Here is an 11,458-nt window from a genome sequence, read left to right as displayed (position 1 = left end):
GCGTTATCGCGCGCATACCGCGTCCACGGCGTGCAGCATCTTGCCGAAGAATGCATTGGCGAATTGCGAATCGAGCCAGCGCACGATCAGCGCGATCTTGCGCTCGGGCTCGATCCACATGAACGAGCTGCCCGCGCCCACGCCAAACCAGCTCGACTCGGGCACCGCCGGAAACACGCGCCGCTGCGTGTTGAGCCAGACCAGTGAGCCGTAAAACGGTGCGAGCGGGCTGGGCGTGCGCATGCGCGCGATCCATTCGCTGGAGAGCACGCGGCGGCCTTGGGACATGCCGTCGTCGAGCAGCATCTGCGCGATCTTCAACTGGTCGTTCGCGCTTACCGACATGCCGCCGCCCCAATGCGAGCCGCCAGGCACCGATTGCACGCGTTTGCCGTTCAGGTCGATCCATGCGTCGTCGTAGCCGACCCATTGCCAGTTCTCGCTTGCGCCAACGGGGCGCATGATCGTCTCGCGAAATACTTCGGGCAACGAACGGCCGAACAGATGCAGGAGCGCCAGCGAGAGCTGGTTGATGCGCACGTCGTTGTATTCCCAATACGTACCGGGCGCTTGCAGCGGGCGCAAGTCGCCTTTCTTCCCGTTGGGCGGCTCCCCGAACGTGACGGCGCGGTAGTGATCGGCCTGGTCGGAGAGGCCGAAGCACTTGCCTTGCCATTCGCTCGTCTGTTGCAGCAGGTGCGTCCACGTGACTGCCGCGTTGTGGTCGTCGTCGAAGCCGATGCCGGGCACGCGCGTACGCACGGGTTCGTCGGGATCGGGCAAGAGGCCGCGGTCGTGCGCCACGCCCGCAAGCAGCGCCAGATACGTCTTCGCGATGCTGAAGGTCAGGTCGGGCCGATCGGGCTCGCCCCATTGCGCGAGCAGCCGCCCGTCCACGGCAACGGCGCCCGACACCGGCCCGCGATCGTGAATGGGACCGAGCAAGCGGTTCCACGGCGGCGGATCGTTCACATGCACGCCGAAATTGCCATCGATATGACGATCCCATGTCGATTCGTGATCGACGGAAAACTGAATGGCGTCCTGAACTTCCTGTGGCAAGTCGAGTTGCATAGGTGGGTATTTCCTTTTGGTGTTTCTGTACGTTGCCGGCTCAGCGGGCGGCCAGTTGCACGCGCGCCCAGATCAGCGTAGCGAGGCTCAATACGGCAGCGAACATCAGCCAGAGCCCCGGCGCGAGATTGTTGCCCGTCGCGGCAATGAGCGAGGCTACGGCCAGCGGCGTGAAGCCGCCGAACACGGTCGTGCCGACGTTATAGGCGAGCGCCATGCCCGTGGTGCGCGTGCGCGTGGGGAAGAAACTGGCCATGAGCGCCGGAATCGGGGCGAAATAGGTAACTTTCAGCACGGCGACCCAGATCACGGCGGCGATCAGCATGGGCAGCGAAGGATGGGCGTTCAGGATCATGAACGCGGGATAGACGGTGAGCAGAAACAGCGCGCCCGCCACGAACATGATGCGCGTGCGGCCGATCTTGTCCGACCAGTGGCCCACCATGGGCGTGAGCACGATAGCGATCAGGCCGGCCACGAGCGTGGCGATAAAGCCCGAAGACGGCGCGAGGCCGAGCTGGCGCGCGGCATAGGTCGGCATGTAAAGGAGTACGTATTGGGCCGAAGTGGTCAGGATCAGCACGCCGATCGACGCAATCACACGCGACTTTTGCGTGGCGAGCATTTCGCGCACGGGCGATTCGGCTTTTTCGGTGCGCTCGAATTCGGGCGTTTCGTCCATGCGGCTGCGGATATAAAGTCCGACCGGACCGATCAGCACACCGAACAGAAACGGAATGCGCCAGCCCCAGCTTTCGAGTTGCGGCTGCGTGAGCGTGCCGACGAGCACTGCGCCGAACAGCGAGACTAGCAGCGTGCTCGCGCCCTGGCTCGAAAACTGCCAGCTCGACATGAAACCGCTGCGCTGCGGCGCGTGCTCGATCAGGAAGGCGGTGGAACTGCCGAACTCGCCGCCCGCTGAAAAGCCCTGCAATAGACGCGAGGCAAATATGCCGATGGGCGCCAGGATGCCGATCGTCGCGTACGTGGGCATGAGCGCGACCATGGCGGTGCCGATCGTCATCAGCGCGATGGAGAGCGTGAGCGACGCCTTGCGGCCCTTGCGGTCGCTATACGAGCCGAGCACGAGCGCGCCGAATGGCCGCGCGAGGTACGAGAGCGCGAATGTGCCGAGCGTGAGCAGCAGCGAGATCGTCGCGTTGTGAACGGGGAAGAAGAGCTTGGAGAGCGTGCCGGCGAAGTAGCCGTACGCGAGCAGGTCGTAGAACTCGAGCGCGTTGCCTATCGAAGTCGCGAGGATGAGCCGCGAGACGTTCTTGCGGGAAGTGCTTTGCGCGGCCTCCGGCCAGGGCTTGCTGCCGTCGTGGTGCGCGGGTAGGGAATCGATGCTCATTGCGACGTCCTCATGCAAGCGTTGCCGGATGCGGTGCGGGATTGGACGCGCCGGCTTCTCTTGCGCCGAGGTCCCAGAAGAGGCCAGCCATGATGCGCAGTCCGTCGCGCACGACCGGGCCGAGCAGATGTTCGTTCGGTGCGTGCTGTGAACAGCCCGGATACGAATGCGGGACCCACAGCGTGGGCATGCCGAGCACTTCGGCGAACACGTCGTTGGGCAGCGTGCCGCCCAGGTTCGGCAGCAGCACCGGTTGCGCACCCGTGGTCTCGCGCAGCGAACGCAGCGCCCACTGCACCCAGGCGTTGTCGGGATCGACGCGCGTAGCCGGCGCGCCGCGTTCCACGTCGAGTTCGACCATGTCGAAGCCGTGCGCGTCGAGGTGCGCGCGTACGATCTGTTCGAGGTTCTGCCAGTCCGTGCCCACGACGAAGCGGATCTGCATGTACGCGATGGCGTGCGGCGGAATCGCGTTGACGGGCTTTTCGGGGTTGCCCGTGCGGAACGCGAGCACTTCGAGATTGTTCCAGCCGAAAACGCGCTCGGTGGGCGTGAGACCCGGCTCGCCATAGTCGCTATCGACCTCGGGCTCGCCAGGATTGCCGCCTACGCGAATATCGGCGAGTGCGCGGCGCACGGATTCCGGCACAGGCGGCGGCCGCAGACCATCCACGAGAATCTTGCCATTCGAATCGACCATTGAAGCGATTGCGTTCGCGAGCACGACGCCCGGATTGCGCAGGAGGCCGCCCCAGTTGCCCGAATGATGGCCGCCTTCGCGCAGCGTGAGTTCGAGCTTGAAATTGACGAGGCCGCGCGAGCCGAGAAAGATCGTCGGGCGGTGCGCGCTAAGGCGCGGGCCGTCGGAGGCGATCAGCACGTCGGCCGCGAGTTCGTCGCGCAACTGCGCGCATAGTTCGTGCAGGCCCGGCGAGCCCACTTCCTCGCCTGTTTCGAACAGCAGCTTGAGGTTGAAGCCGAGCTTGCCGCCGCGCGCGTCGAGCACGGCCTTGAGCGCGGCGAGGTTGATGCTGTGCTGGCCCTTGTTGTCGGCGGTGCCGCGGCCGTACCAGCGCTCGCCATCGACGATCACGTCCCACGGCGTGAGGCCCGCGCGCCACTGCGCGTCGTAGCCGCGCACCACGTCGCCGTGGCCGTAGCTGAGGACGGTTGGCAGTGCGTCGTCTTCGTGGCGGTGGGCAATCAGGAACGGGCCCGCGCCTTTGGCGGGATTCTCGACCACGCGGCAGGTGAAGCCCCATTGCGTGAGGAGCGGCGTGAGTTCTTCGTCCAGATAGCCGCGCAGACGCTCGCCGCTCTCCGGCTCCTGGCTCTCGGTGCGAAATGCCACGCGGCGTCGTAGATCGTTCAGAAAGCGGCCGGAATCGTATTGATCGGTTGCGGTTTGAATAGCGGTGTCACGGGTCAACGCACGTCTCCTTGTTGTAAGGCCGTCGAGCGATCCTGCAGTCGCCGATATTTCTGCACAATTACAATATTTGCGATCTATCGTTGCCGAAACGGCAAAGCGGAGGAGGCCGCGCTCATCGACATGGACAACACCGCACTGCGCTATTTTCTGGAAGTGGCCCGCAGCGGCTCGCTGAGCAAGGCGTCCGAGCGGCTTTACGTGGCGGTTTCGGCGCTCAGCCGCCAGATGGCCCGGCTCGAGGAAGAACTGGGCACGCCGTTATTCGAGCGGCGGCCGCGCGGCATGGTGTTGAGCGAGGCGGGACGCATGCTCGCCGAGCACGCGCGGCGCAGCCTGCTCGAAACGGAGCGCGTAATCGGCGAGATTCGCGGGCTGAACGAGGGCGGCCGCGCGACCATACGGGTGGCGAGTTCCGAAGGCCTTGCGCCGGATTTTCTGCCGCAGGTGTTCGCGCACTTTCTCGGGACGTATCCGCAAACGCATTTCCAGCTCGACGTATCGGCGCCTTCTGTTGCAACGCAGCGCGTGAGAGAGGGCACGGCCGATATCGCGCTGTGCTTCAGCCTCGCACTGGAGAAGGAAATTGCCGTGCATTATTCGCAGCGCGCGCCGATATTCGCGCTCATGCGCCGCGATCATCCGCTCGCGGCGCGCGAGTCGTTGTCGCTGCGCGATTTGATTCCGTGGCCGGTTGCCATGAACAACCAGGGCGTGACGATCCGCCAGCTTCTCGACATCGCGTGCAGCCTCGAAGGGCTGATCTTCGAGCCGGTATTCGTCAGCAACTATCATGTCGCACTGCAAAGGTTCGTACGCCTGACCGATGCCGTGACGTTCACCGGCTTTCTGACCGTACGCGGCCGTCTCGACGTGGAAGGACTCGCCGCCGTGCCGCTCACGAACCCTGAGTTGCATCAGCGCACGCTGCAGATCCAGACGATGGCGGGCCGCACGCTGCCGCAAACCATGCAGGCGTTTGTCGACCTGCTCACGCGCGCGATCGACGACGACGAGCTTGCGCGCGGCTGATTTCGTCTACGCGGCGATACGCGCGGCGAGCCTGCGCATGCCGGCGAAAACGGCATCGGCTACGTCTGCGGGAAAGTCGGCCGGGAGATGCGCCGAGACGGCTTCGATCGCGTGGGGCGTTCGCGCCGCCACGTGCGCGAGCATGGCTTCGACTTGTTCCGCGGCGAATCCCACGCGCTGGCCTTGCGCGATCCAGTGCCGCGGATAGATCTCCTCGACGCGATAATGCCGGTTGCGCCCGCGCACGGCCATCGCGAGACTCACGCGCTGCGGCGCGATGTGATTGCGGCCCCGGCCGACGATGGGATGCGCGCTGAGCACGTCGTAAAGCGGCGTGGCGGCGTATTCGCTGCGGGGCAGCAGCGCGATGCTGTAGTTCTTCGCGTGGCCGTCCGTTGCCGCGAGCAGCCAGAAGACCATTTGCGTGACGAAGAAGTTGCGGCGGTCGGCTGCGGTCTGCGCGGAGCCGTCGAGCACTTGCATGATCGCGTCGATGCCCGGGCCGCCGTCGGCTTCGTATTTGGCGAGCCCCGAGGTGCCGGTAGCCTGGCACAGATCCTCCTGCGGCAGGCGCACGATCCATTTGCCGTCGCTGGCAAGGCGCCGGTCGAAACGCTCCACGACCAACGCCTTCGTATCCTCGAATCGCGCGATTTCGCACGATGCTACGGGCAAACCGTAGGCCGCGACGATCTGTGTACACAGCCATTCGTTTTCCACCGAAGTGCGCATGTCGGCACGCATGTTGCCGACGAGGCCGAGCGGGAGCTTCAGGATGTGCGTGGTCGGCGTGCTGCCTTCCGGGAGCAGCCACTGGCCGCCATGGCGCAGCAGCGCGGTTTTTTCCTGCGCTCCGGCGATCGACAGCCGCAGGTTGTCCACGGAATCGTGCTCGCCCGCGTGCGGCGCGGCGGTGGTTTCGCGCAGCAGTTGCGCGATGTCGCCTTCGCTCAGGGCTCGCCCCTTGATGCTCCTCAGGCTTGCGGGCGTTTCCCCGGCGGGAAGTATCTGCAGCGCGCCGACGCAATCGCGGCCAAGCACAGCGAGCAACTCGAACGGCGAGGTGCCGCCTGTCTGGTAGCGCGCGGCGATGCGTCTGCGAATGCGGTCGCTGTCGGGCAGCAGATTGTCGAAGTAGTCCACGACAATCTGGCCGCGGTAGGGCTGGTTGCCGGGCGTGAACGGCAACGAGAGCGAAAGGGGACGGCCTTGCTCGTCGGCGAGCCAACTGTCGAGGTACACGAGGCGTTCGTTGCCGCGCGCGCTCTCCCAGTAGCCCACGGGCAGGCCGTTCATCCACAGGTCGAGCCGGTTGGGCAGGCGGGGGCGTGTGCTCACCAGTTCTCCCTCGGCTTGCGACGCGTGGTGGGCTGGCGCGGCGGCGCGGCGGACGGAGTGGCGCGGGAGAGAGGGTGCGGGCGCGTGGGTTCGCGGGCAACCGGCGGCTTGGCCGCGGCCGGCTTCCTGGCTGTAGCGGTGACGGTTTTAGCGGCAACGGTTTTAGCGGGGCGGGGCGCGGCTTTCGCCGCGTCCGGCGACGCCATGGCTTCGGGCGCGCCGAGCTTGATTTCGACGTCGAGCAAGCGCAAGACCCGAACGAGCCGCTCGACGCTCGCCGCTTCGGGATTGGCCTCGAACGCGGCGTAGCTTTGCTGCGAGATGCCGAGCCGCGCGGCCAGGTCTTTCTGGGTGAGGCCGGCTTTCTTGCGAAAGCCGACAAGAATCGGGCGCAGTTGACTGAGTGTCTTGAGAGGGTAGTCCACGGCAACTCCGGGCGGCGACATGCGGATGCAAACCGCCGATGCAAATGGAAACGCGGGGTGCGATGGAATACAGTTTATACGTTGTAAATGGAAAATACAAACCATAGGCTGTAACAGGAAAATACAGTCTGTAGTTTGTATTCGTTGACGTTCGAATGCATAGGGCGCCGATCACGCGCCGTCTCGAACTTGCAACTAACTGTCGAGCGCAGCAGGACCCGCCCAGCCGCTTCGCGGCCAGAGCGAGCCCGCCCGGCAACGCAGAAATGCCAACCGGGGGTAGCGTTAGACGCTCTGCATCGGCTCGCCAAGCACGAACGGTCCGCCCTGGTATTGTTGCGCGGCGTCGGCAAGCTCGGCGTTCGGTGCGGCGGGCGGGAAGCGGTCAGCGTACGCCGCCGAGCTGTCGCGCGGCCGGTAGCCGAGGAAACCCGCCTTGCCGTTGTCCCACCAGCTTGCCGGGTTGGCCGACACGCCATAAACGATCGCGTGACCTACGCGGTTGGTGAACAGCGAGCAGCGCACGAGTTCGATGAAGTCGCGATAGCTCAGGAACGTGACGAGCATACGCGCGTTCTTCGGTTCTTCGAACGACGAACCGATGCGCAGACACACTGTTTCCATGCCGAAGCGATCGAAGTAGTAGCGCGACAGCGATTCGCCGAAGCATTTCGTCACGCCGTAGAGGCTGTCCGGCCGGTGCGCGGCATCGGTATCGAGCACGCTCGTGACGGGATGGAAGCCCGTCACGTGATTCGAGCTTGCGTAGACGATGCGCTTGATGCCGTGCTCGCGCGCGGCTTCATAGAGGTTGTACGTGCCGCGAATGTTGGCTTCGAGCAGATCGTCGAATGGCGCGTCGATGGAAATGCCGCCCAGGTGCACGATCGCATCCACGCCTTCCACGAGTTGCATGACCGCCTCGCGATCCGCCAGGTCGGCGCGATGCGTTTCCTCGTGCGGCGCTGCCTCGCCCAGTTCCGTGATGTCGCTGACGCGAACGACGTCGGCCCAGTTCGCAAGCGCGCCGCGCAACTGGCGGCCCAGATTGCCGCCCGCGCCAGTCAGAAGAAGGCGGCCGAACGGTTTGGCGGAAAGTGAGTGTTGCGACATCTGGGCTCCCTGGGAATTATTCTGTTATTGATCGTTTAAGGAAAACGTTTTCCGAATATAGCCATCGGGCGTGGCAGCGTCAATGGAGGAATACCTGCTTCGAATACGGGGTTCGCCCCAGGTGAGTTTCTGCGACAATGCTCGCCGTCGATCCTCCCTCGCGTTGCCAATCTATGAAAAGTGGTTCCCCGACGATTCGCGATGTCGCTGCCATGGCCGGCGTCTCGGTCGCGACGGTGTCGAAGTACGTGAACGGCACGCAACGCTTTTCGCCGGCGGTCGAAGCGAAGGTCAAGGACGCCATTGCATTGCTCGGCTACCGCTCCAATCCGCTTGCGCGCTCGATGATCACGGGGCGCACGCGCACCATCGGCATTGCCATTCTCGACATCGCGAACCCGCACTTCACGAACGTGGTCAAGGGCGCGAACCGCGTTGCGCTCCAGCACGACTACACGCTGCTTCTCGTGGACGCCGAAGAAAATCTCGCACGCGAGCGCTCGCTCATCGAAGCGCTCGCGCCGCGCGTGGACGGCCTCATCGTCAGTTCGCGCGCTTCCGAGGAAATCGCCAGGTGGACGATGAATCTCGGCAAGCCCGTCGTCATGCTGCGGACCGTGCGCGGGCTCGACATTCCTACTGTCGGTTTCGACAACCGGCTCGCGACCTCCATGCTGGTGCGCCACCTGCTCAATCTCGGGCACCGGCATGTCGCCTATCTGGGATTCGCCGCGGCGACCATCAACGACGAGCGTATTGCCGGCGCAACCGAGGCGCTGGCCGAAGCCGGCCTCACGCTCGACGTGTACGAAACACACGCGCCGACCGCCCAGGCGGGCGAGCAGGCCTGCTCGCGGGTGATGCTGGGCCCGAAGCGCCCGCAGGCCGTGATCTGCTACAACGACCTCATCGCGCTCGGCTTCATGAAGGAGGCCAGGTCGCTCGGTTTTCGACTGCCGCAGGATGTCTCCGTTGCGGGCATCGACAACGTGCCTTACGGCGAATACGTGGAGCCGCGCCTGACCACGATCGACGGGCAGAGCGAGCGAATGGGCGAGCTGGCCATGCAAAAGCTGATCGACGTCCTCGCCGGGCGCGCGGATGTCGAGCAGGTCGTGCTCGAACCGCGACTCGTCGTGCGCGACTCGACCGCCGCCTGCCGCTGATTCCCTGATTCCCTGATTCCCTGATTCCCGAACCACCTGATCGCTGGCCGTCGATCGACGGCCAGCGGCCTCGTCACGCTCGCCCCTCGTTGCCGGTTAAAACGCGCGTTCGCGTTGCCGCTCCGCGTAACTACCTACTAGCCATTTCGAAAGGAACACTTTAAATTTAAGAAAACGTTTTCCAGAAGTAACGTACGAATAACAAAAGGAGATCGGAGAATGTCGAAGAACACGCGCCGTTTGAGGAGCGCCGTTGTGGGGGTGGCGATGGCGGGCGCCGCGCCTGCCTTTGCGCAGAGCAGCGTCACGCTCTACGGTATCGTCGATACGGGTATTGGCTGGCAGTCGAGTCAAACGACGCTCGGTTCGACCTCTGGCGGCCGTTCGGCCGTCAAGATGATCAATGGCGTGTGGGCGGGCAGCCGCTTCGGGCTGAAGGGGGCCGAAGATCTCGGCGGCGGCACGAAGGCCATTTTCCAGCTCGAACAGGGCTTCAACAGCGCAACCGGCGCGCAATCGACAACCGGTCTCATGTTCAGCCGGCAAGCGTTCGTGGGCGTGACGAACCCCACTTACGGTTCGCTCACGGCGGGCCGCCAGTACGCTTCGTACTACCAGATGCTGTCGCTGTACAGCCCGACCACGTGGCTCACCGGCTTCTACGGCGCGCATCCGGGCGATCTCGACGGCCTCGACACGATCTACCGCGCCAATAACACGCTGCTGTACACGTCGCCGAAGATTCACGGCCTCACGGTGAGCGGTTCGTACTCGCTGGCCGGCGTGCCCGGCAGCGTGACGCAGGGCTCGACGTGGACCGCCGCGGCGCAGTACGCCATGGGGCCGTTCGGCATGGCGGTGGGCTTCTCGCGCATCAACAACTCGAACGTGAACGGCGGGGCCTTCGGTCCGGATACGACCACCTCGAACGCGGGCGCACAGGCCGGCATTTCCGCCGTGACGTACGGCTACCAGTCGGCGCGTGCGCAACAGCGCTTTGCCGTGGGCGCCGGCTATACGTTCAGCAGCCAGTTCGACCTCACGGCCACCTACTCGAACGTGCAGTACATCCCCGGCGTGGGATCGGGCTTCCACGATACGGCGATCTTCAATACGGGCGGCGTCGTCCTGCACTGGAAGCCGGCTCCGACGTGGGATTTCGCAACGGGCTATAGCTATACGCGCGCCACGCGAGCCAATGGCATCACGAGCAGCGCGCAATATCAGCAGTTCAATCTGTCGGAGTACTACACGCTTTCCAAGCGCACGGGGCTGTACGCGTTGCAGGCTTTCCAGCGAGCAAACGGCAAGACCCTCACGCCGGCAGGCAACGGTACGCAGATCATCAACGCGACCGCGACGATCGGCGACGGCTTCCAGACCACGCCGTCTTCGTCGCGCAGCATGGTCGCTGTGGGTGCGGGCATCATCCACCGGTTCTGAGACACCCGGTTGGCCAGCTAATCAGCCCAGACACGGCTCGAAAACAACACTTCCATTCTTGGGGCAAGCGATGAAAAAGACCTTTCGCAATTCGCGCAGTACACGCACCGCAAAGACAGCAATGACCGTTCTGGCCGCGGCGCTCGCGCTCACCGCAGGCGCCGCGCACGCACGCGTGTTCCGCGTAGCCGATGTTCACAGCGACACCTTCCCGACCAACATGGCGCTCAAGCACATGGGCGAAGAAATCTCGCAGGCCACGGGCGGCAAGGACTCCATCAAGGTATTCGGCAACAGCGCACTTGGTTCGGAGAACGATACGATCGATCAGGTGCGCATTGGCGCGCTCGACATGGTTCGCGCCAATGGCGCCGCGTTCAACGAGATCGTGCCGGAGTCGATGATCCCGTCGCTGCCGTTCCTCTTTCGCGACATCGACCATTTCCGCAAGGTGATGTACGGCCCCGAAGGCCAGAAGATTCTCGACGCGTTCAAGGCCAAGGGCATGATCGCGCTGACGTTCTACGAGAGCGGCGCGCGCTCGATCTACGCGAAGCGCCCGATCAAGTCGCCGGCCGACATGAAAGGCCTGAAGGTGCGCGTGCAGCCGTCGGACCTGATGGTCGACGAAATCAGGGCTATGGGCGGCACGCCCACGCCGATGCCGTTCGCCGAAGTCTATACGGGCCTGAAGACCGGCCTCGTGGACGCGGCGGAAAACAATCTGCCCTCGTACGAAGAAACCAAGCACTACGAAGTAGCGCAGGTGTATTCGGAAACGGACCACGCCATGACGCCGGAAGTGCTGGTGTTCTCGAAGAAGGTGTGGGACACGCTCTCGCCGCAGGAGCAGGAGGTCATCAAGAAGGCGGCGGCCGACTCGGTGCCGTACTACGTGAAGCTCTGGACGGCGCGCGAAGATACGGCGGGCAAGACGGTGGAAAAGGGCGGCGCGACCATCATTCCGGCGGCACAGGTCGATCGGGCCGCGTTCGTGAAGGCCATGCAGCCTGTGTGGACGAAGTATGAAAAGACGCCCCAGATGAAGCAGATCGTGGACGAAATCCAGGCGATTCACTAAGGC

At 64.3% G+C, this 11,458-nt stretch carries 10 protein-coding genes; 4 read left to right on the top strand and 6 right to left on the bottom strand.

Annotated features, from left to right (window positions below; translation table 11 throughout):
• Positions 1-3: 3 nt before the first annotated feature.
• Genes U5768_RS29255 through U5768_RS29245 form a run of 3 tightly spaced genes read right to left on the bottom strand, consistent with a single transcriptional unit; the run spans position 4 to position 3,857 of the window.
• On the bottom strand, positions 4-1,074 hold the full coding sequence (locus tag U5768_RS29255) for a serine hydrolase domain-containing protein (protein WP_322033800.1): 1,071 nt from the start codon (positions 1,072-1,074) through the stop codon (positions 4-6).
• Between the two features lie 40 nt (positions 1,075-1,114).
• A complete protein-coding gene (locus U5768_RS29250) occupies positions 1,115-2,428 on the bottom strand; it encodes an MFS transporter (RefSeq protein WP_322033799.1) in 1,314 nt (437 codons plus the stop codon).
• Positions 2,429-2,438: 10 nt separating this feature from the next.
• Complete coding sequence (locus tag U5768_RS29245) at positions 2,439-3,857, bottom strand: M20 family metallopeptidase (RefSeq protein ID WP_322033798.1); 1,419 nt, start codon at positions 3,855-3,857, stop codon at positions 2,439-2,441.
• Between the two features lie 123 nt (positions 3,858-3,980).
• Between U5768_RS29245 and U5768_RS29240 the strand changes: the two genes are divergently transcribed.
• A complete protein-coding gene (locus tag U5768_RS29240; protein ID WP_322033797.1) occupies positions 3,981-4,889 on the top strand; it encodes a LysR family transcriptional regulator in 909 nt (302 codons plus the stop codon).
• Positions 4,890-4,895: 6 nt separating this feature from the next.
• Here the strand turns inward: U5768_RS29240 and U5768_RS29235 are convergent, their stop codons facing one another.
• From U5768_RS29235 to U5768_RS29225, 3 genes are all read right to left on the bottom strand, one after another.
• Positions 4,896-6,227 carry a type II toxin-antitoxin system HipA family toxin gene (locus U5768_RS29235; protein ID WP_415913993.1) on the bottom strand — a complete coding sequence of 444 codons (1,332 nt, stop codon included), beginning with the start codon at positions 6,225-6,227 and terminating at the stop codon, positions 4,896-4,898.
• Positions 6,224-6,652, bottom strand: coding sequence for a helix-turn-helix transcriptional regulator (locus U5768_RS29230; RefSeq protein WP_322033796.1), 429 nt, complete (start codon positions 6,650-6,652; stop codon positions 6,224-6,226). The genes U5768_RS29235 and U5768_RS29230 overlap by 4 nt, the downstream gene beginning before the upstream one ends.
• A 285-nt stretch (positions 6,653-6,937) precedes the next feature.
• Positions 6,938-7,765: an NAD(P)-dependent oxidoreductase gene (locus U5768_RS29225; RefSeq protein WP_322033795.1), complete on the bottom strand. Its 828-nt coding sequence runs from the start codon at positions 7,763-7,765 to the stop codon at positions 6,938-6,940.
• Between the two features lie 173 nt (positions 7,766-7,938).
• Between U5768_RS29225 and U5768_RS29220 the strand changes: the two genes are divergently transcribed.
• The 3 genes from U5768_RS29220 (at position 7,939) to U5768_RS29210 (ending at position 11,455) form a co-directional block, all read left to right on the top strand.
• Entirely contained in the window at positions 7,939-8,931 is a 993-nt protein-coding gene (locus tag U5768_RS29220) for a LacI family DNA-binding transcriptional regulator (RefSeq protein WP_322033794.1), read from the top strand.
• Between the two features lie 219 nt (positions 8,932-9,150).
• Positions 9,151-10,374, top strand: a complete 1,224-nt coding sequence (locus tag U5768_RS29215) for a porin (RefSeq protein WP_322033793.1) — start codon at positions 9,151-9,153, stop codon at positions 10,372-10,374.
• Between the two features lie 70 nt (positions 10,375-10,444).
• A complete protein-coding gene (locus tag U5768_RS29210; protein WP_415913992.1) occupies positions 10,445-11,455 on the top strand; it encodes a TRAP transporter substrate-binding protein in 1,011 nt (336 codons plus the stop codon).
• Positions 11,456-11,458: the final 3 nt, after the last annotated feature.

Origin of the sequence: Paraburkholderia sp. J76 (genome assembly GCF_905220295.1) — a bacterium.
GTDB lineage: Bacteria > Pseudomonadota > Gammaproteobacteria > Burkholderiales > Burkholderiaceae > Paraburkholderia.
Note: the sequence above shows the minus strand (reverse complement) of the source record. Positions and strands in the feature narration are given on the sequence as shown.

Coding starts and splice junctions, on each gene's coding strand:
- U5768_RS29225 (WP_322033795.1), bottom strand. CDS start 7,765: ATGTCGCAACACTCACTTTCCGCCAAACCGTTCGGCCGCCTTCTTCTG.
- U5768_RS29255 (WP_322033800.1), bottom strand. CDS start 1,074: ATGCAACTCGACTTGCCACAGGAAGTTCAGGACGCCATTCAGTTTTCC.
- U5768_RS29240 (WP_322033797.1), top strand. CDS start 3,981: ATGGACAACACCGCACTGCGCTATTTTCTGGAAGTGGCCCGCAGCGGC.
- U5768_RS29215 (WP_322033793.1), top strand. CDS start 9,151: ATGTCGAAGAACACGCGCCGTTTGAGGAGCGCCGTTGTGGGGGTGGCG.
- U5768_RS29220 (WP_322033794.1), top strand. CDS start 7,939: ATGAAAAGTGGTTCCCCGACGATTCGCGATGTCGCTGCCATGGCCGGC.
- U5768_RS29210 (WP_415913992.1), top strand. CDS start 10,445: ATGAAAAAGACCTTTCGCAATTCGCGCAGTACACGCACCGCAAAGACA.
- U5768_RS29250 (WP_322033799.1), bottom strand. CDS start 2,428: ATGAGCATCGATTCCCTACCCGCGCACCACGACGGCAGCAAGCCCTGG.